Annotated in this window: 18 protein-coding genes; all 18 read right to left on the bottom strand. The window is 72.8% G+C overall.

Features of this window, described 5'->3' with window-relative positions; all coding sequences use genetic code 11:
• Positions 1-42 precede the first annotated feature (42 nt).
• The 18 genes from ACGFIR_RS00485 to ACGFIR_RS00400 all read right to left on the bottom strand — a co-directional run bounded on the left by ACGFIR_RS00485 (position 43) and on the right by ACGFIR_RS00400 (position 19336).
• On the bottom strand, positions 43-1500 hold the full coding sequence (locus tag ACGFIR_RS00485; protein ID WP_393005366.1) for an ATP-binding protein: 1458 nt from the start codon (positions 1498-1500) through the stop codon (positions 43-45).
• A gap of 73 nt (positions 1501-1573) precedes the next feature.
• Positions 1574-2365 carry a glycerophosphodiester phosphodiesterase gene (locus ACGFIR_RS00480; protein ID WP_393142432.1) on the bottom strand — a complete coding sequence of 264 codons (792 nt, stop codon included), beginning with the start codon at positions 2363-2365 and terminating at the stop codon, positions 1574-1576.
• Positions 2366-2379: 14 nt separating this feature from the next.
• Complete coding sequence (locus ACGFIR_RS00475) at positions 2380-2715, bottom strand: rhodanese-like domain-containing protein (protein WP_393142430.1); 336 nt, start codon at positions 2713-2715, stop codon at positions 2380-2382.
• Between the two features lie 53 nt (positions 2716-2768).
• Positions 2769-3707, bottom strand: coding sequence for an LCP family protein (locus ACGFIR_RS00470; RefSeq protein WP_393005372.1), 939 nt, complete (start codon positions 3705-3707; stop codon positions 2769-2771).
• 271 nt (positions 3708-3978) lie between these two features.
• Positions 3979-5193: an LCP family protein gene (locus ACGFIR_RS00465; protein ID WP_393005374.1), complete on the bottom strand. Its 1215-nt coding sequence runs from the start codon at positions 5191-5193 to the stop codon at positions 3979-3981.
• A gap of 234 nt (positions 5194-5427) precedes the next feature.
• Positions 5428-6657 (bottom strand): LCP family protein, encoded by a 1230-nt coding sequence (locus tag ACGFIR_RS00460; RefSeq protein WP_393142428.1) that lies wholly within the window; start codon positions 6655-6657, stop codon positions 5428-5430.
• A gap of 76 nt (positions 6658-6733) precedes the next feature.
• Positions 6734-7708: a UDP-glucuronic acid decarboxylase family protein gene (locus tag ACGFIR_RS00455; RefSeq protein WP_393142426.1), complete on the bottom strand. Its 975-nt coding sequence runs from the start codon at positions 7706-7708 to the stop codon at positions 6734-6736.
• A gap of 86 nt (positions 7709-7794) precedes the next feature.
• The gene (locus ACGFIR_RS00450; protein ID WP_393005380.1) at positions 7795-9468 is read right to left on the bottom strand and encodes a cation acetate symporter; all 1674 of its coding nucleotides are present in this window, start codon (positions 9466-9468) and stop codon (positions 7795-7797) included.
• On the bottom strand, positions 9446-9814 hold the full coding sequence (locus tag ACGFIR_RS00445; RefSeq protein WP_393005382.1) for a DUF485 domain-containing protein: 369 nt from the start codon (positions 9812-9814) through the stop codon (positions 9446-9448). Before ACGFIR_RS00445 ends, ACGFIR_RS00450 begins: the two co-directional genes overlap by 23 nt.
• A 192-nt stretch (positions 9815-10006) precedes the next feature.
• The gene (locus tag ACGFIR_RS00440) at positions 10007-10537 is read right to left on the bottom strand and encodes a flavin reductase family protein (protein ID WP_393005384.1); all 531 of its coding nucleotides are present in this window, start codon (positions 10535-10537) and stop codon (positions 10007-10009) included.
• Between the two features lie 139 nt (positions 10538-10676).
• Entirely contained in the window at positions 10677-11171 is a 495-nt protein-coding gene (locus ACGFIR_RS00435) for an SRPBCC family protein (RefSeq protein WP_393005386.1), read from the bottom strand.
• Positions 11172-11231: 60 nt separating this feature from the next.
• Positions 11232-12932 (bottom strand): ABC transporter permease, encoded by a 1701-nt coding sequence (locus ACGFIR_RS00430; protein ID WP_393142424.1) that lies wholly within the window; start codon positions 12930-12932, stop codon positions 11232-11234.
• Positions 12917-13681 (bottom strand): ABC transporter ATP-binding protein, encoded by a 765-nt coding sequence (locus ACGFIR_RS00425; protein ID WP_393005390.1) that lies wholly within the window; start codon positions 13679-13681, stop codon positions 12917-12919. Before ACGFIR_RS00425 ends, ACGFIR_RS00430 begins: the two co-directional genes overlap by 16 nt.
• Before the next feature lie 151 nt (positions 13682-13832).
• Entirely contained in the window at positions 13833-15473 is a 1641-nt protein-coding gene (locus ACGFIR_RS00420) for a cation acetate symporter (protein ID WP_393142422.1), read from the bottom strand.
• A 1-nt stretch (position 15474) separates the two neighbouring features.
• The gene (locus ACGFIR_RS00415) at positions 15475-15858 is read right to left on the bottom strand and encodes a hypothetical protein (RefSeq protein ID WP_393005603.1); all 384 of its coding nucleotides are present in this window, start codon (positions 15856-15858) and stop codon (positions 15475-15477) included.
• A 283-nt stretch (positions 15859-16141) separates the two neighbouring features.
• A complete protein-coding gene (locus ACGFIR_RS00410) occupies positions 16142-16807 on the bottom strand; it encodes a DUF5701 family protein (RefSeq protein ID WP_393005394.1) in 666 nt (221 codons plus the stop codon).
• 520 nt (positions 16808-17327) lie between these two features.
• Positions 17328-18089 (bottom strand): LytR/AlgR family response regulator transcription factor, encoded by a 762-nt coding sequence (locus ACGFIR_RS00405; RefSeq protein WP_393005396.1) that lies wholly within the window; start codon positions 18087-18089, stop codon positions 17328-17330.
• Positions 18086-19336, bottom strand: a complete 1251-nt coding sequence (locus ACGFIR_RS00400; protein WP_393142420.1) for a sensor histidine kinase — start codon at positions 19334-19336, stop codon at positions 18086-18088. Before ACGFIR_RS00400 ends, ACGFIR_RS00405 begins: the two co-directional genes overlap by 4 nt.
• Positions 19337-19367 lie beyond the last annotated feature (31 nt).

The raw sequence follows: 19367 nt of genomic DNA, 5'->3' as shown, positions 1-19367 counted from the left end.
CGTCGACACCCTTTTCCCTTCCCGCCCCCCGCGGCCCGCCGGTCACCCGCGGGGCAGCCGCACCTCTGCGACCGTACCGCCACCGGCCCTCGGTCGTAGGGATACCCATCCATTCTGCTGTTCAACGATCCGTCGGACGAGATAGAGGCCGAGCCCGGCGCCGGGATAGCGGCGGCGGTCGCCCGACTCGCCCTGCCAGAACCGGTCGAAGGCCCGCTCCGCGTGCTCCGGTCGGATGCCGACGCCCCGGTCGCCGACCTGGAAGGAGACGGTCGACCCGTCCGCCGCGGCGGTGATCTCGATGGGCGAGTCCGGCGCCGAGTACTTGCCGGCGTTCGTGCACAGCTCCGTGAGCACGGTGGCCAGGCTCAGCCGGTGGCCGAGCGCCTTGGGCAGGTCGGCGGGAACGCGCAGGACGAGCCGCTGCCGCAGCTCCGCCGGCAGGTCGCCAGCCGCCGTGCGCAGCGCGTCGCCCAGGTCGTACGGGGCGGGAGGCTCGTCGCCCGGCCCCGCCTCGGCGGCGGAGGAGAGCAGCCGGTCCACCAGTCGGGCCAGTTCGTTGGCGCGTTGCCCGATCACCCGGGCCGCCTGCCGCCGGTCGGTCTCGGTCAACGACTCCCAGTGGTCGGTGAGCGTGTCCGCGTAGCCCTTGATGACGGTCACCGGCGTACGCAGCTCGTGGCTGGTCACCGCGACGAAGAGATCCCGGTCGTGGTCGCGGCGCTGCTGGTCGGTGATGTCCCGGAAGGTGACCACCCGCAGGGTGCCGGGGCCGGGCAGCTCGCCGGAGGTGATCCGGAGCCAGCGTCCGTCGGGCAGCCGGTGGTCGCGCACCTGCCCGCAGGGGGGCAGCGGGAAGGGCAGCGGCCGGTTGATCGCCTGGTCCGTGGAACGGCCGGTGACCCGCGCGGCGGCCGGGTTCCAGAGCCGGACGTGCCCGTCCCGGTCGACCACGGCCAGGCCGTCCGCCAGCGCCGCCACCACCGGCCCGTCGCCGTGCACGGGCAGCCCGGTCTGGTCGCCGTACATGTGGGCGATGCAGGCGGCCACGTAGCCCACGACGGCGTGCTGCTCGACGTCCAGCCGGTCGTGGCCGTCGGGGTAGAGCACGTGCAGGCTGCCGACCGTCAGCCCGCCGATCTCCGCGCGGGAGACCACCATCCGCAGCAGGCCCCGCTCGGCGAGCTCACCGCAGAGCCTGCCGGTGAGTTCGTCCGTGCGGACCTGGCGTACGCGGGCGCCGGAGAGCAGGCAGACGGTGGCGGGGTCGTCGGCCGGCACGGGGTGGCCGACGGCCCACTCGGCCGCGCCGGTCGCGGCGATCACCCGGCCGCCGGTCGGCGCGAACTCGACGAACGCCACGCCCGCCGCGCCGAGCGCCGACCGGGCCACGCTGAGCAGGTGGGTGAGCACCGGGAGGCCGGAGCCACCGGAGTTGATCATTTCGATCACCGTGGTGTGGCCGGCGATGAGAGCGGAGAGGTCGGGACGCTCCGGCATGCTCCGAGTGTGCCCCGCCGGCCGGGCCCGGGACACCCCTGCCCGACCCGGTCCCGCACCGGCGCCACCCCGGTCAGCGGCCCAGCCGGGCGAGCGTCTGCGCCGGCCGGTCGGTGATGATGCCGTCCACCTCGGCAGCCAGGACGAGGTCCAGGTCGGCCGGCTCGTTGACGGTCCACACGTAGACCTGGCTGCCCGCCGCCCGCAGCGCGGGCACCAGCTGCGGCCGGGCGCGCACCAGGGCGACGCCGGGGCCGGCGATCGGGGTGCCGAACGGCAGCCGCCCCAGCGGCAGCCAGCGCGGCAGCACCTCCAGCAGCAGCACCGTGGGCAGCGCGGGGGCCAGCCCCCGGAGCCGGCGTACGGCCAGCGGGGAGAACGACATGACGGTGACCCGTACCGGATCGTCCGGTTTCGGCTCGGTCAGGCCGAACCGGCGCAGCAGCGCGACGAGCCGGCGCTCGACGTTCCCGCCGTAGCGGGAGGGGTGCTTGGTCTCCACCAGCAGCCGCACCGGCCTGCCGGCGGCCAGCACCGCCTCCAGCAGCCGCTCGAGGGTGAGCAGCCGGGTGTGCGACTCGTCGAGCACCTCGTCGCCGTCGGCCGGTACGCAGCCGGGGTGCCAGGAGCCGAAGTCCAGCGCCTCCAGCTCGGCGAGGGTACGGGCGCTGACCAGTCCCTGGCCGTTGCTGGTGCGGTCGAGCCGGCGGTCGTGTACGCACACCAGGTGCCCGTCCCGGGTCAGCCGGACGTCGCACTCCAGCCCGTCAGCGCCCTCGTCGAGGGCCCGTAGGTAGGCGGCGAGGGTGTGCTCGGGCAGGTCGTGGGAGGAACCGCGGTGCGCGAAGACGAGCGGGGCGTCCATTCCTTCCGCCCGCCCTAGAGGACCCGGCCCGGCTGCCCGTCCTCGCCGACGACTTCTCGCCCGGCGGCGGCCCACTCACCCATCCCGCCCTCGACGTTGCGCACCTGGTCCCAGCCGTTGCGCAGCAGGTAGGCGACGACCTGCGCGGAGCGCCCGCCGGAGCGGCAGATGACGGCGACGTCGCGGTCGGTCGGCACCTCGGCGATGCGGGCCGGCAGCTCCATCATCGGCAGGTGGTGCGCGCCGGGGGCGTGGCCGGCGTTCCACTCGTCGTCCTCCCGGACGTCGAGCAGGTACGCGTCGGCGGCGATCTCGGTCACGGTCACGGAGGGAACCTGGGATCCGAACACGGGCCAAGCCTAGATCCTCGCCCGGTCGGCCGACGGCGGGCCGGCCCCCGGCGTCACAGTCGGGTGATCCAGCGCGGGTTGGCCCGCGCCCAGTCCGGCACCCGGGTGCCGCGTACCGCCTCGAAGAGGCCGTTCCCGCCGTTGTCGAGGACCACGTACGACACCTGGTCGATGGTCTGGGGGTGGGAGGGGACCTGCACGCCGCGCAGCGCGTCGGCCGGCAGGTCGCGCAGCGCCAGGACGAGGTCCTCCAGCGGTACGCCGTTGGTGTCCACGGTCAACGAGCCGCCCACCGCGCGGATCACCTGGTCGAGCTTGACCGGGTTGGTCCGCAGCGACGTCTCACTCGTGCGCTCCAGCACGGCCCGGAGCAGTTGCTGCTGATGGGTCTGCCGGTCGTAGTCGCCACCCGGCAGGTCGTAGCGCTGCCGGACGTAGTCCAGCGCCTCACCGCCGTCCATCTGCTGGCAGCCGGGCGGGAAGACGCGGCCGGTGTGGATCGAGCGGACCTCGGTGTCGACGCACATGCGTACGCCGCCGAGCAGGTCGATGACCTTGCGGAAACCGGAGAAGTCGATCAGGGCCGCGCCGTCGAAGCGGATGCCGGTCAACCGGGTCAGGGTGGCCGACAACAGCCGGGTGCCCGGCTGACCGCCCCCGCCGTGCTCGTACGCCGCGTTGATCTTGTCCTGGCCGCCGCCGTAGCCGTTGCCGGCGGGGATGGCGACGAGCAGGTCCCGGGGGACGGAAACCAGGTACGCCTCGCGCCCGCCCGCCGGGACGTGCACGATGAGGATGGTGTCCGAGCGCCGGTCCGCCGCGCTGCCGCTCTGCCACCGGTCCGTCCCCACGAGCAGGTAGTTCAGCGGCCCGTCCGGGTCGGTGCGGTTCCGGCGGGCGGTGGGGTCGAGCAACTGCTCCCGCACGACGCTGCGCTCGTAGCGGTCGGTGAGGGTGTGCAGTCCCACCACGGCGAGCCCGGCCAGCAGCACCAAGGCCAGCCCCAGGCCGAGCAGCAGCCGGGGCCAGCGGACGCGGCGCGGCCGGGCGGTCCGGGTGCCGGCCCCGGCCCGGCCCCGACCGTCGCCCGCCGATCTGGACGTGACGCCTCCCCGCGACCCGTACGTGAATCTCTCTCACGTCAGGCTACGAGGCGAGCCGGGTGCCCCGGGCCGCTTCGGCGACATTGCGCGGCCTGGGCCGGTATCCCGGTCCGCCGGGACACCCGGGCGGCCCGGCCGCGCGGACCGCGGCACCCGGCGGCTACTCGCGGTTCGAGACCACCTCGGGGTTGGCGAAGACGAACTCGGCCAGCTTGTCCTGTTTCACCGCGCGGAACATGTCCATCGTCTGCTCGCTGAGCGTCTCCCGGGTGCCGTCGCTGTGGAAGGTGCCGCCGTTCGTCTTCAGCATCACCAGGTCGTTGCCGGTCACCCCGCGCATGGTGAAGACGAAGTCGGCGACCGGCACGCCGCCGGTGTCCAGGGTGAACGCCTTACCGGCCGCGTCGATGAGCTTGTTCAGCTTGATCGGGTTGGTCAGCGTCCCGTCCTGGGTGGCCTTCTTCGCCATCGCCTTGATGAGCTGCTGCTGGTTCTGCTGCCGGTCGTAGTCGCCGTTCTTGAGGCTCTTGCGCTGCCGGGAGTAGTCCAGCGCCGCCCAGCCCTCCATCTCGCGGCAGCCCTTCTTGTGCAGCACGGGCGTCATCCGCTTGCCGGTCTTCTTCGCGTCCGCGTTCCACATCGGCTTGCCGTCCACGTACGACATGTGGATCGACTCGACCTCCTGCTTCACGCAGATGCGCACGGTGCCGAGGGCGTCGATGACGTTCTTGAAGCCGCCGAAGTTGATGATGGCCGCGCCGTCGAAGCTGATCCCGGTCATCTTCTTGATCGTCTGCGCCATCAGCTGCGCGCCGCCCTCCCAGCCGCCGCCGTTGCGGGCGCCGGCCTGGAACGCCGCGTTGATCTTGTCGGTGCCGCCCGAGTAGCCGCTCTTCTTGAAGGCCGGGATGTGGGCCTCGGTGTCCCGGGGGATCGAGATCAGGTACGCCTGGTCGTGCGTCGCCGGGATGTGCAGCACGATGATGCTGTCCGCCCGTACGTCGTCGGCGGCCCACCGCTCCCGGGCGTCCACGCCGAGCAGCAGCATGTCGATCGGGCCGTCCAGGCTGGCACCGCCCTCGGCGTCGGTCTTGCCCGCGTCGCCGAGCAGGTTGCGCTGCGCGATGTTCCCGGTGGCGCTGCTGATCAGGGCCTTGCTGCCCACGATGGCCGCGCCGCTGGCCACCATCAGCACGGCGCCGAAGATCAGGGTGAGTCGGGCCCAGAGCGGGTCCTTGCGGCGCGACCGCTTCTTCGCGGACCCGCCACCGACCTTGCCGCCCTTGACGGGCTGCTTCGGGATGCTCGTGGAGGCCCGGACCGGGCCACGGGAGGGCTCCAGCGCCGGAGGGCGACGGCTGGTCTGAACCGGCATGCGTGCTCCAGCTCGCGTTGTCTCAGGGGGCGGGATCACTTTACGGACGCTTTCCCGTCCTGGCGAGGTCGTCCGGCCGTCAAATACCGTTCGTTCGGCCGTCATCCAGGGAAACTGACCGAACGGTCAGATCGATACGGCCGATTGGCGGTTGGCTCACAGGAAGCGTCCGGCCGGCCCCCCGAGTCGTGACGACGCCTGTCGATCACGGGAGGGCCGGCCGGGCGGAGCTGGTCAGTTTCCGGTGCCGTCCTTCTTCTTCTGGTTGGCCTCGACCCAGGCCGTCATGGTGTCGGCCGACATGGCCTTGTACATGGCCAGGGCCTTCTCCTTGTCGGAGACCACCACCGACTCGCCGTTGATCGTCTGGCTGCCCACGTGCGGGCTGGTCACGAAGGTGAGGTTCTCGCCGCGCAGGTTGCGGAACTGGACCCCCATGTCGACCAGCGAGAAGCCCTGGTCGACGGTCACCGCGGCGGTGACCGACTTGAGGAAGTCGTTCAGCTTCTTCGGGTTGGACAGCGTGTCCGTGCTGGCCGCCTTGTCCATCAGGGCGCGGAGGAACTCCTGCTGGTGCCGCATCCGGGCGAAGTCGCCGTCCGGGAACTGCTTGCGCTGCCGGATCCAGTCCAGCGCCTCGGCGCCGTCCATGTGGTTGGTGCCCTTGGTGAACGTCCGGTACGGCTTGTGGATCGAGGTGATGGTCCGCTCCACCTTCAGGTCGACGCCGCCGAGGGCGTCGGTGACCTGCTTGAAGCCGGCGAAGTCGATCGCCATCACGTGGTCGAGCCGCACGTCGGTGAAGCACTCCACCGTCCGGACGGCCAGCGGCAGCCCACCGAAGGCGAAGGCCGCGTTGATCTTCCCCCGCTGCCCGGAGCCGCAGTCCGCGTTGGCGCTCTCCGGGATCGGCACGTAGAGGTCGCGGGGGATGGAGACCAGGTAGGCCTTCTGGTGGTCGGACGGGATGTGCATCACGATGATCGTGTCGGCCCGCCACTTGCTGGACTTGTCCACCGGGGCGTCCGGGTCCCGGGAGTCGCTGCCGACCAGCAGGATGTTCAGTGCGCCGTCCACCGCCTTGGCCGGCCGACCACCCGTGATCTCGGAGAACGGGTCGGTGCGGGCCAGGTCGTCGTCGAGGCCGCGGGCGTAGACCCAGGCGCCGATCCCGCCGAGCAGCGCGAGCACCAGCACGGCCACGCCGGCCACCAGGGCGATGCGGCCCCACCGGGGGCGTGCGCCGCGCCGGCCGGGCCCGCCCGGTCCGGTCGTGCCGCCGGGGCCGCCCGGGCCCAGAGGTCCGCCCGGGCCGCCGGCCCGTGGCTCGTCCGGGGACGGGGACCAACGGGCCTCGGCGGGCCGGGCGCGTCCGGCGTCCCGGCCGGAGCCGGGCACCGAGGCGCGCCCGGCGCTGCGGTGCAGATGCGGGAGGGGAACTCCGGCGGGCGTGGTCGCTGACATGTAACTCAGGGTACGTACGCCCGGCCACCATCGCCCTGAAGCGCCACCGGCGGCGTACGGCGGCGGGCCGCGTCCGCTAGGCCGTGTGCTCGCGGAAGTACTCGATCGTGCGCCGGAGGCCGTCCTCGGGCGTCACGGTCGGCTCGTATCCGAGCAGCTCGCGGGCGAGGGTCAGGTCCGGCCGGCGCATCTCCGGGTCGTCCGCGCTGCGGGTGATGTACGTCACCTGGGAGGCGCTCCCGGCCAGCGACACGATCGTCTCGGCCAGCTCCCGCATGCTCATCTCGTGCTCGGTGCCGCAGTTGATCGGTCCCGTCTCGCGCGAGTCGAGCAGCAGCAGGATGCCGCGCACCAGGTCCGAGACGTAGCAGATCGAGCGCGTCTGGTTGCCGGTGCCGTGCACGGTGATCGGCTCGTCGCGCAGCGCCTGGGAGATGAAGGTCGGGATGGCCCGGCCGTCGTCCGGACGCATCCGCGGGCCGTACGTGTTGAAGATCCGGACGATGGCCGTGTCCAGCCCCCGGCTGCGGTGGTAGGCCATCGTGGCCGCCTCGGAGAAGCGCTTCGCCTCGTCGTAGACGCTGCGGATGCCGATCGGGTTGACGTTGCCCCAGTACGACTCGCGCTGCGGGTGCTCCTTCGGGTCCCCGTACGCCTCGGAGGTGGAGGCCATCAGGAAGCGGGCGCCGTCGGCGACCGCGCGGTCCAGCAGGTGCAGCGTGGCCACCGAGCCGACCTTGAGGATCTCCACCGGCAGCTTCTCGAAGTCGGTCGGGCTCGCCGGCGAGGCCATGTGCAGGATGGCGTCGAAGCGCTCGGCCAGCGCCGGGTGGGCCGGCAGGCCGTCGGAGATGTCGGCCTCGACCAGGGTGAAGCGCGGTTCGTCCAGCAGGTGGGCGACGTTCTCCTTCGACCCGGTGACGAAGTTGTCGAGCGCGACCACGGTGCAGCCGCGGTCGATCAGGGCGTCCACCAGGTGTGACGGTACGAAGCCGGCGCCGCCCGCGACGAGGATGCGGTGACCGGGTCCGAAACGGGCGACAGCGTTCATGCCGGTCAGCCTACCCAGTGCCGGAGCCGCCCCGGCGCAAGGAAGGGGCCCTGTCGGCGAGGGCCCCTTCCGCGCGCTGCCGGCCGTCAGTGGGCGCCGGCGCCGGTGACGGAGCGCACCTCCAGTTCGGCGTACTTCTCCTCGTCGTGCTCCTTGGAGATCACGGTGCCGATCCAGCCGCACAGGAAGCCGAACGGGATGGACAGGATGCCCGGGTTGGACAGCGGGAACCACTGCCAGTCATGGTCGGGGAACATCGAGGTGGGTGCCCCGGAGACCACCGGCGAGAAGAACACCAGCAGGACGGCGGAGAGCAGGCCACCGTAGATGGCCCACACCGCGCCCGAGGTGTTGAACCGCCGCCAGAACAGGCTGTAGAGGATCGCCGGCAGGTTGCCCGAGGCGGCCACCGCGAAGGCCAACGCCACCAGGAAGGCCACGTTCAGGTTCTGCGCGTAGATCGACAGCACGATCGAGATCGCGCCGATCACCAGGGCGGAGACCCGGGCGACCCGGACCTCCTGCCGCTCGGACGCCTTCCCGTCCTTGATCACGTTGGCGTAGAAGTCGTGCGCCAGGCTGGACGAGGAGGCCAGGGTCAGGCCGGCCACCACGGCCAGGATCGTGGCGAAGGCGACCGCCGCGATGATCGCGAGCAGGGTGGCGCCACCGAGATCGCCGCCGAGGAAGTCGATGCCGAGCGCCTCGGCGAGTTGCGGCGCGGCCGTGTTGCCGGCCTTGTCCTGCGCGGTGATCGCCTCGCCGCCGACCAGGGCCGCCGCGCCGAAGCCGAGGGCCAGGGTGAGCAGGTAGAAGGTGCCGATGATGCCGATCGCCCAGAGCACGCTCTTGCGGGCCGCCTTCGCCGTCGGCACTGTGTAGAAGCGGATCAGGATGTGCGGCAGGCCGGCCGTGCCGAGCACCAGCGCGATGCCGAGCGACAACAGGTCCACCTTGTTGTAGAAGGTCTGTGTCGCGTTGCCGGCGACCTCGACGCCGTAGCGCAGCCCCGGTTCGAGGAAGGCGCTGCCCTTGCCCGAGGAGGCGGCGGCGTCGCCGAGCAGCGACGACAGGTTGAACTTGTACTTCGCCAGCACCAGCAGCGTCATCACCAGGGCGCCGCCCATCAGCAGGAACGCCTTGACGATCTGCACGTAGGTGGTGCCCTTCATGCCGCCCACCGTGACGTACACGATCATGAGGGCGCCGACCATGATGATGGTGGCGACCTTGGCGGTGTCGGCGTCCATGCCGAGGAAGGTCGTACCCGGCTTGATGCCGAGCAGCAGGGCGACCAGCGCGCCCGCGCCGACCATCTGCGCCAGCAGGTAGAAGATCGACACCGTGATGGTGGAGACCGCCGCGGCGGTCCGCACCGGGCGCTGACGCATCCGGAAGGCCAGTACGTCGGCCATCGTGTACCGGCCGGAGTTGCGCAGCAGTTCCGCGACCAGCAGCAGCGCCACCAGCCAGGCGACCAGGAAGCCGATCGAGTAGAGGAAGCCGTCGTAGCCGTAGAGGGCGATGATGCCGGCGATGCCGAGGAACGAGGCGGCCGACATGTAGTCGCCGCCGATGGCCATGCCGTTCTGGAAACCGGAGAAGGACCGGCCGCCCGCGTAGAAGTCGGTGGCCGTCTTGGTCTGCCGGCTGGCCCAGATGGTGATGGCCAGCGTCACCGCCACGAAGATCAGGAAGAGCGTGATGGTGAGGTTGCGGGCGGTGGTGCTGCCCGCCTCAGCCGCGAGGACCGTGTTCATGGCCCACCTCCCCGATCTCGGCGCGGATCCGGTCGGCGACCGGGTCGATCTTCCGGTCGGCGAACCGGGAGTAGAGCCAGGCGATGAGGAAGGTGGAGACGAACTGGAGCAGGCCGAAGACGAGGGCGACGTTGATGTTGCTGCCGAAGAGCTTCGTGCCCATGAAGTCCCGCGCGTACGCGGACAGGATCACGTAGAGCGCGTACCACAGGAAGAACGCGACGGTCATCGGGAAGATGAAGCCGCGCAGCGTACGCCGCAACCCGGCGAACTCGTCCGATCGCTGTACGGCGACGTACCGGTCCGCCGCCGAGGCGGGCGTGGACGCGGGTGTGTCCGTGGACATTTGTGGATCACCACCTTCACGGGGCGTGGGGAGTTTCGCGCACGGTAGAAAGCGCGCTCCCCGCCGGGGAAGGGCGTGATCGACGCCGGTCGGTGGCTGCGCCGAACGGCACGGTGGCTGCGCCGAGTGACCCAGCTCACTCCGTTCACCGGTCAGCGGTGCGGCGTCGGCCCGGCCGAACGGTCGCCGTCGTCAGGTCAGCTCGCGGTAGCGGCCCCGGTAGTGCAGCAGCGGGTCCGTCTCGCCGGTCAGCTCGACCACCTCGATGGTGGCCTCCACCAGCAGGCCCCAGCCGTACTCGCGGGCGTTGTCGAGCCGGCACCCCGCCCAGCCGCCGACGTCGGCCGGCACCGGACCGTAGGGGGTGTCGGTCCACGCCCCGGTGGCGAACAGTCCGCCGGGAGACGGGAAGAGGCCCGCGAACCGGTCGGCGAGCTGCCGGTGCGCCGGGCCGAGCGGGGCCACCGCGAAGCGGCCGGCGGACTCGATCGCCGCCCACACGTCGGACTCGGGGTCGACCAGGCCGAGCAGCCGGTCCGGCTCGCCCTCCGCGACCAGCGTGGAGGAGACCGTCAGGCCCGCCGGCTCGGGCGCCGTCCAGAGCGTCACCGGCGACGCCAGCCGACCCCGCAGCCGGCGTACGGGCGAGCGCTGGTCAGCGGGCACGGCGAACGGGTCGATGTGGTGGATCTCGGCGCCCGGCTCATGATTCACGTGAAACATTGTCCGTCCTGCCCCGCCCCCGACGGGCCCGGACCGCCGCTTGAGATCTTGGACGATTTCGGCCCCTCGAAGGGCCGTTCCCTACCAGGATCCCGGAACTCGGTCGCGCCGCCGTCAGGGCTGGGCGTACGCCCGAGGGTCAGTCGTCGGGGGTCAGTGACCGGCGGGCGGCGGCCAGCACCTCCGGGTCCGCGCAGCCGGCGGCGTACCCGGCGATCCGGCGGCGGATGTCGCGGCCGAGCAGCCAGGAGCCGATCCGCTCCGCGACCGGGCGGAGGAACGCCGGCCGGCAGCGGAAGCTGTAACGCCAGGTGGCGAGCGTGTGGCCGGGCTCCGGGGCGGGCGCGAACCGCCACCCACCCGCGAACATCTCGAAGAACCACGGCCCGCGCACCATCTTCATGCCCACGTGGCTCGGCGGGGCCCAGGAGACGTACTCGCTGACCATCGCCAGGCCGTGCCGGGAGCGGGTGAAGGTCCGCACCCCCTTGCCGGGGCGGGTCGCCCCGTCGGTGAAGTGCTGCTCCCGGACGAACGGGTCCCAGCGGTAGCGCACGGGTGCCGTGGTCTGGGAGACCGCGAAGGCCAGCTCGGGCGGGACCGGCACGGTGACCACCGCTTCGACGACGGGCATCAGGCCATTCTGCCCCCAGCCGCAAAGACCCGCCGCGCCGAGGAGGAACGGCGGCGGCGCTCAGCGGCGCGGGGTCACCGTGGCGAGCAGCTCCGGCATCCGGCGGTCCAGCACGTCGCCGGCCAGGTACGCGCCGAGCAGCGCCGCCCCCAGGCCGTACGCCGCCCCGACCGGCAGAGCCAGCCAGAGCCAGGCGTCGCCGAGGAGTGCCGCGGCCACCACCATCGGCACCGCCGCCACCGCCGTGGCGAGCATCGCCAGCAGGGTCAGGAAGCCCTTCGCGATCCCGGCGCCACTGTTCAACGCGAACGGGTTGCTCGTCTCCGGCAGCGAGTACGCCCCGAGCACCGAGACGAAGCAGTTCACCGCCAGCCCCGCGCCGTACGTGGCGAGCAGGGTGCCCGCCATCAGCCCGATCCAGCCCGGCTCGCCGACGAGCACCGCGACGACCACGGAGATCACCGCCAGCATCGGCAGTACGTAGATCGAGAAGGCGGCCATCCGGGCGCGCAGCTCCTGCCCGCCGGAGACGCCCGCCACCACGTTCGCCGCGTACGCGCTGCCGTCGAAGCCGAACTGGTTGGCCAGGGTGACGGCGGCGAGCAGCCCGACGAAGAGCATCGACAGGCTGGACAGCAGCGGGGACGAGTCGGGACTGACCGTGAACCCCTCAGCGCCGTCGACGGTGAAGCCCGAGCCGCCCACATTGACCATGACCGGCACGAAGAGACCGACGACCGCGACGGTGATCAGGTTGGCCCGGCGTCGGGCGTCCCGCCACCAGTAGCGGGCCTCCCTGGCGACGAGGGCGCCGAACCGGTCCCGCCGCGCCCAGCCGGCGACCCTCGGGAAGAGCTGGGCGACCGCCCCGCCGGTCGTGCCGCGCTGGGCGCGGGCCGGCCCGGCACTCGCCGCGCCCACCATCGCCGACTCGAGCGAGCGGGACCACCAGGCCAGCAGCGCGACGATCGTCGCCGCCGTGATCAGCAGCTTCACCGGCGCGGCCCAGACGCGGCCCTCGGCCACGTCGATGCCGGCCGTCCAGGGGGCGCCGAACGGCGTCCAGCCGACCACCTCGGCCACCCCCTGGAGGCGGTCCCAGTCGGTGTCGGAGAGCGCGGCGACGCCCAGCAGTTGCAACGGCCCGATCAGCGCGGCGAGTACGGCGAGCAGCACGGCGGCCAGGTCGCGTACCCGGCGGGACCGCAGCGCGGTGGCGAAGGCGCTGGTCACCGCACGTGCCGCCGCCACGCAGAGCAGCAGCCCGGCGACCACCCCGACGAGGGCGACGGCGGCGGCGGACCAGCCGCCCAGCGCTCCGGCGGTGACCACCAGCCCGCACAGCGCCAGCAGCACCGCGATCGTCGGGACGCTGACGAACGCGGCGGCGAACAGCCCGGTGACGAGCGTGCGGCGGGGCAGCGGCAGCAGCGCGAACCTCGCCGGGTCGAGCGTCTCGTCCACCCCGAAGAAGACGAGCGGCAGCAGCAGCCAGCCGAGCACCGCCAGGCCTCCGCCGAAGGAGGCGACCATCAGCGCGAAGCGGCTCTCGTCGGCCAGGCCGGGCGCGGCGAAGAGGAAGAAGCCGGTGCCGCCGAACCAGAGCCCGGCCACCGCGCCGCCCACGAAGAGGGCGACCCGCCAGCCCTGGCCCCGGAAGTTGTTGCCCATCACCCGCAGCTTGAGCTGCACGAAGTGGCGGGCCGAGACGCGCCGGACGGGCGGGGCGGCGACGGTCGGTCCGGTCACCGCGACAGCCACGCCAACTCCTCGCCGGTAGCCGTACGGCCGCCGACCACCTCGACGAAGACCTGCTCCAGCGAACGGCCGCCGCGTACCTCGTCGATGGGGCCGACCCGCTTGATCGTGCCCGCCGCCAGGATCGCCACGTGCGAGCAGAGTCGCTCGACGACCTCCATCACGTGGCTGGAGAAGACGACCGTGCCGCCCCCCGTCACGTACCGGTGCAGGATGTCCCGGATCAGCGCGGCCGAAACCGGGTCGACCGCCTCGAAGGGCTCGTCCAGCACCAGCAGCCGGGGCCCGTGCAGCAGCGCGCAGGCCAGGCCGATCTTCTTCTTCATGCCCGCCGAGTAGTCGACCACCAGGGTCCGGCCGGCGTCGCCGAGCGCGAGCACGTCCAGCAGCTCCGCCGCCCGCTGGTCGACCACCGCCGGGTCCATCCCCCGCAGCAGCCCGTGGTACGCGAGCAGCTCCGCGCCGCTGAGCCGGTCGAAGAGCCGTACGCCGTCGGGCATCACGCCGAGCAGCTGCTTCGCCCGGACCGGGTCGGCCCAGACGTCGTGACCGAGCACCCGGGCGCTGCCGGCGTCGGGCCGGAGCAGCCCCACCGCCATCGACAGGGTGGTGGTCTTCCCCGCGCCGTTCGGGCCGAGCAGGCCGTAGAACGAACCGGCCGGCACGTCGAGGTCGACACCGGCCACCGCGACCTTGCCGTCGAACTGTTTCGCCAGGCCACGCAGGGCGAGCGCCGGGTGCTCAGCAGTCATGCTCCGACCGTATCCGGCCTGGACCAGCGGCTGCTCCGGCCGCAGGATGATCCCCCGGGTCATCCCCGAGGCGTACCCGCCGGCGTCCGCGCGACGGCCGGCCCGCCCGAGGGGGAGGGCCCTACCGGAGGCGTCAGCAGGGTGCCCTTCCTCACAGGCGCAGCGCCTCCGGGGCGTGCAGGCGGAGCATCGTCGCCCCGACGTCGGCCGGCGCCCGGCGCCGGGTCGCCACCGAGACCGCCACCATCACGGTGAAGGCGAGCGGCACCGTCCAGGCGGCCGGCTGCGCGGTGAGCGTGGCCGGCCAACCGGACAGCGGCGGCCCCAGCACCGTGACCAGTACCGCCCCGACCGCGGCGCCGCCGCCGACCAGGATTCCGGCGGCGGCACCCAGGTCGGTCAGGCCCCGCCACCAGATGCCGAGCACCAGCAGGGGACAGAAGCTGGAGGCGGCGACCGCGAAGGCCAGCCCCACGACCTGCGACACGTCCAGCCCGGCGAGGTTGAGCGCGAGGACCGTCGGCACGGCCCCGGCGATCACCGTGGCGAGCCGGAAGCCGCGTACCGAGCCGCGCCCCAGCACGTCCGTCGAGATCACCCCGGCGACGCTGGTGAGCAGCCCCGACGAGGTGGACAGGAACGCCGCGAACGCGCCGGCCGCGACGAGCGCGGCGAGCAGCCGGCCGGTGGCGCCGTCGCCGAGCGCGGCGCCGGGCAGCAGCACCACCACCGCGTCGGTCTGCCCGGTCACCAGCAGTTGCGGGGTGTAGATCCGGCCGAGCACGCCGTAGATGGTGGGCAGCAGGTAGAACGCGCCGACCATGGCGAGCACCACCAGCGTGGTGCGGCGGGCGGCGGCGCCGTCGGGGTTGGTGTAGAACCGCACCAGCACGTGCGGCAGGCCCATGGTGCCGAGGAACGTGGCCAGGATCAGCGAGTACGTGGCGAACAAACCCCGGTCGTCGTCCCCGGCGGTGCTGGGCAGCAGCCAGTCGGCGGCTTTCGTGGCCACCCCGGAGACCTCCGGCACCGGCTCGCCGGCGGCGAAGGACAGCTCGTCGCCGGGGCGTACCTCCTGGATCCGGCCGTCGGGGAGGGTGAGGGTCGCGCGGTGCTCGACCACGACGGTGGTCGCGGTCCGGAACGTCGGCCCGTCGGGCGGGGTCACCGCCGGCCGGGCGTCGGCCTGCCACTGCAACGCCAGGAAGATCGCCGGTACGGCCAGCGCGGTCAGCTTCAGCCAGTATTGGAAGGCCTGCACGAAGGTGATCGCGCGCATGCCGCCGAGCGCGACGTTCGCGGTGACCACCACGGCCACCAGCAGGGCCCCCAACGGGTACGGCGAGCCGGTCACCGTGGCCAGCGTCAGCCCCGCCCCCTGGAGCTGCGGCACCAGGTAGAGCCAGCCGATGAAGATCACGAAGACGGTGGCCAGGACGCGCAGCCGGCGCGACCCGAGCCGCAGCTCGCAGAAATCGGGCAGGGTGAACGCGCCGGAACGGCGCAGCGGCGCGGCCACGAAGAGCAGCAGGGCGAGATAGCCGGCGGCGAAGCCGACGGGATACCAGAGCACGTCGACGCCGTACTTGAGGATCAGCCCGGCGACGCCGAGGAAGCTCGCCGCCGACAGGTACTCCCCGCCGATCGCGGCGGCGTTCCAGGTCGGGCTGATCGCCCGCGAGGCGACCAGGAAGTCGGAGGTGGTCCGCGCCAGCCGCAGCCCGTAGAAGCCGATGCCGACGGTGACCAGGGTGACCGCCACGATCGCCGGTACGACGAAGCCGTTGCCCACCTCAGCGCTCCGGCCGCTGGACCAGGTCGGTGAAGTCCTGCTCGTTGCGTTCGGCCAACCGCACGTACGCCCAGCCGACGGCGATCAGGAACGGGAACGACGCCACCCCGAGCAGCAGCCAGGGCAGGTTGACGCCCAGTACGGTCACCCGACCCACGGCGGGCGCGACGGCGAAGAGCCACGGCAGCCCGCCGAGCCCGATCGCCACCACCAGGGAGAGCCGCAGGGCCAGCGCGAACTGGGCCCGGACCAGCCCCCGGACGAGCGCGTCGCCGACCCGGGTCTGCTCGGCCAGTTCGGCACGGGTGCGTTCCGTCCGGTCCTCCCGGCGGGACACCTCGGCCAGCACGATCCGCGTCCGGGGCTGGACGACCGGAGCCTGCACCGAGCCCTCCGGCTGGCTCGCGTGCTCGGACGCCCCGGACCCGCCCTGCCGGGGCACGGGGACGGGATCGTCGGCAGCAGCCACCCCGGCAGTCTCGCCCGATCGCCGCGATTGTCAAGGGCCCACGTGGGCGGCGGGCCGGCCCGCGTCCGGCCCGCCGCACCGCCCTGTGGACTCCGCGCACCGCCCTGTGGACAACTTGTGGAGAACTGCTCACCCCTGTGGATAACTCTGTGGGAACCCTGGGGTGGGCGACCGATTGCCTGCCACCCCGCCCCGGCATTTACTCCGCGTTGACGTGTTCCAGGCCGACGCGCTCCGGGCGGGCGGAGGCGGAGCCGAGCCACGTGTGCGGGTTGCCGTACCAGCACCAGCCGAGCTTCGGCGCGTTCTGGCTGATCCAGAGCGCGGGTACCCGCTTGTCGCCGCAGCGGGAGCCGACCAGCGAGAAGCACTTGTTCTTGGCCAGCGTCTCCGGGTACAGGGTGACGAAGGCGAGGCCCTCGTCGATGGTGAGCGGCAGCCGGCCCTGGCCGGTGATCACCTCCATGGCGGCGGCGGGGGCCAGGTTCAGCGTCTCCTCGCCCCGGTCGACGTCGAAGAGCAGGTACGCCGGGCCGGCCGGCACCTCCAACTCCTTGATCGGGTCGAACTTCGGCAGGTCGTTCTCGGCGTAGTGCCGGTCGACGATCCCGGGCTTCCGCTTGCCGGCCAGCGTGGTGAGCGCGACGCGCTCCTCGACGGGCACCAGCTCACGGGTGGTCACCAGCAGGAAGGGCACCCGCGCCTCGGTCGGGGCGGGCAGGCCGGCCGAGCCGGCGATGGCCGCCGCGCGCAGCGGCGCGACCAGGTCACGGAAGGCGTCCCCGGTCAGCTCGGCGAGGGCCGGGTAGCCCAGCCCCACGAGCCGGTCGAGCTGACGGTCGAATTCGGTCGCGGCGTCGAACAAGGCGGCCTCCTTTGTCGTACGGAGTACCGTACAGCGTACGACATGGTGCACGTATTCCCGGCCTCGAAAAGAATTTGAGGGCAAGCCACCGAGGCGCTGGCCTGAACAGTGCGGCCCGGGGTCGGCTTAACCGGACATTCCCGCCTTGATGGGGCGCCGCACCGGGCCGGAAAACGCCAAGCCCAACCGCGATCAGGAGGCCATGGACCTTAAGCCGGCCCGGTGAGGTCCATGGCGTCCTGATCGTCAGGCGGTGTTCGCCGCTGCGGACGGCGGCGCTGGTGGTGTCGAGTCCGACGATGCTCGCGTCACCGCCGCAGGCGGCGGGCCTCCCGTGGCACCAAGTCGACAGGGCCCCACGACCCCAAGCTGAGCCGCTGTCGAGCTGCCCCGTCCACGGGACCAGGAGAGTCCGCGCCCTGCCTCGTGGTGATGGCGGGGAGCGGGTGACGCCTCTGGTCTCACGCATGGGGCAGCTCGACAGGGTGCCAGCTGGGAGTAGTGCCCCGCGCGGGTCGGGTCAGCGGTTCCAGTCCTGCTTCGCCGCGCGGACCAGCTTGTCCTTCAGCTCGCGGGTGTGCCGGCGGCTGACCGGCAGCTCCGCCGAGTCGACCAGCACGACGTAGCCGGAGTTGACCAGCCGCAGCTCGGCGATCAGCTTGAGCTGCACCAGGTAGGAGCGGTGGATCCGGACGAACCCGGCGTCCGCCCAGCGTTCCGCGAGGGTCGCCAGGGACACCCGGACGAGGTGCGACCCGTCGGCCGTGTGCAGGCGGGCGTAGTCGCCCTGCGCCTCCACCCAGCGCACCGCCGAGCGGGGCAGCATCCGGGTGGTGCCCGCCAGTTCGATGGGGATGGTCGGGTCCTCCTCCGCGCGGGCCAGCGCCGCCGGGTGCGACGGCACCACCCGCGCGCCGATCACCCGGCGCAGGGACTCGGCGAGCCGTTCGGCGCGTACGGGCTTGCGGACGTAGTCGGTGGCGCCCAGGTCGAACGCGTCCACCGCCCCGTCGTCGTACGCGGTCACGAAGACGATCGCCGGCGGCCGGGCGAAGCGGCGCAGCACCCGGGCCAGTTCCATGCCGTCCAGCCCGGGCATCCGGATGTCGAGGAAGACCACGTCCACGTCGCCGTCGCGGAGCAGCCGTAGCGCCTCCGTCGCGTCGCCCGCCGTGTGCAGCCGGGCCACCCGGGGGTCGGCCCGCAGGTGGTACGCCAACTCGTCCAGCGCCGGCGGCTCGTCGTCGACCGCCAGCACCCGCAGGAACCCGGCCGCGCTCACGAACCCGCTCGTACGCCGGGGTGGAACTTCGGCACCCGCATGCTCACCTTCGTACCCGAACCGAGGCCCGTCTCGACGACGAGGCCGAAGCCGTCGCCGAACACCGACCGGAGCCGCTCGTCGACGTTGGAGAGCCCGACGTGCTGGCCCGGGTCGTCTCCGACGCCGGCCAGCGCGGCGTCGCCCGGGTCCCCGGCGGCGCCGGCCAGCTCGGCGATGCCGGCGGTCAGCGTGCTCGGATCCATCCCCACTCCGTCGTCCTCCACGGTGATGTGGCACTCGGTGCCCGCGTCGCGGGCCTCGATGCTCACCATGCCCGTGCCCGGCTTGCGGGACAACCCGTGCCGGACGGCGTTCTCGACCAGCGGTTGCAGGCAGAGGAACGGCAGGGTCACGGGCAGCACCTCGGGGGCGATCTGGAGGCGCACCTGGAGCCGGTCGCCGAACCGGGCCCGCTCGATGATCAGGTAGCGGTCGATCGAGCGCAGCTCCTCGGCCAGCGTGGTGAACTCGCCGTGCGCCCGGAACGAGTACCGGGTGAACTCGGCGAACTCCAGGATCAGCTCGCGGGCCCGGTCCGGGTCGGTGCGCACGAACGAGCCGATCGCGGTCAGCGCGTTGTAGATGAAGTGCGGGCTGATCTGGGCGCGCAGCGCGCGTACCTCGGCGCGGGCCAGCCGCTCCCGCGAGGAGTCCAGCTCGGCCAGGGCGAGCTGGTTGCCGGCCCAGTGCGCCGTCTCCAGGGTGGCCTGGACCAGGCCCGGGGCCGGCTGGCCGTCGGCGACCGCGACCAGCGCGCCGACGGTGCGCCCGTCGGGGCCGGTCAGCGGGGCGACGACCGCGCCGCGCACCGGGCAGTCCACCCGGTCGCAGTGCAGCTCCGGATCGCCGAGGACGGTCGAGCGGCCGGACGCCACCGCCCGCCCGGCCGCCGCGACCAGTTGCGCCTCGTGGTGCCCGCCCCGCCCGTCCAGGGCGAGCACGCCCTCCCGGTCCGTCAGCGCCAGCCCGGCCGCCCCCACCAGCGCCCGCAGATGGCGTACGGCCTTCGCCGCGTTCGCGGCGGTCAGGCCCGCGCGCAGCGGCTCGGCGGCCAGCCCGGCGGTGTGCAGCACCTCGTACGTGGCCCGTTGGGTGGCCGTGGCGATGCCCCGCCGCGCGCGCAGCCGGACCACCGCGAACAGGGCCGCCCCCAGCGCGGCGAGCAGCGAGACGACGCCGAAGACGCCCGAGAGGTTGCCACCCACGCTGCGATCCTGGCCCCTGCCGGCGCTCAGG

Source organism: Micromonospora sp. NPDC049051, from assembly GCF_043197575.1.
GTDB lineage: Bacteria > Actinomycetota > Actinomycetes > Mycobacteriales > Micromonosporaceae > Micromonospora.
Note: the sequence above shows the minus strand (reverse complement) of the source record. Positions and strands in the feature narration are given on the sequence as shown.

Bases quoted from the DNA above. Each gene is read 5' to 3' on its own strand.
- ACGFIR_RS00485 (WP_393005366.1), bottom strand. From the start codon at position 1,500: ATGCCGGAGCGTCCCGACCTCTCCGCTCTCATCGCCGGCCACACCACG.
- ACGFIR_RS00480 (WP_393142432.1), bottom strand. From the start codon at position 2,365: ATGGACGCCCCGCTCGTCTTCGCGCACCGCGGTTCCTCCCACGACCTG.
- ACGFIR_RS00465 (WP_393005374.1), bottom strand. From the start codon at position 5,193: ATGCCGGTTCAGACCAGCCGTCGCCCTCCGGCGCTGGAGCCCTCCCGT.
- ACGFIR_RS00460 (WP_393142428.1), bottom strand. From the start codon at position 6,657: ATGTCAGCGACCACGCCCGCCGGAGTTCCCCTCCCGCATCTGCACCGC.
- ACGFIR_RS00455 (WP_393142426.1), bottom strand. From the start codon at position 7,708: ATGAACGCTGTCGCCCGTTTCGGACCCGGTCACCGCATCCTCGTCGCG.
- ACGFIR_RS00450 (WP_393005380.1), bottom strand. From the start codon at position 9,468: ATGAACACGGTCCTCGCGGCTGAGGCGGGCAGCACCACCGCCCGCAAC.
- ACGFIR_RS00445 (WP_393005382.1), bottom strand. From the start codon at position 9,814: ATGTCCACGGACACACCCGCGTCCACGCCCGCCTCGGCGGCGGACCGG.
- ACGFIR_RS00440 (WP_393005384.1), bottom strand. From the start codon at position 10,537: ATGTTTCACGTGAATCATGAGCCGGGCGCCGAGATCCACCACATCGAC.
- ACGFIR_RS00435 (WP_393005386.1), bottom strand. From the start codon at position 11,171: ATGCCCGTCGTCGAAGCGGTGGTCACCGTGCCGGTCCCGCCCGAGCTG.
- ACGFIR_RS00425 (WP_393005390.1), bottom strand. From the start codon at position 13,681: ATGACTGCTGAGCACCCGGCGCTCGCCCTGCGTGGCCTGGCGAAACAG.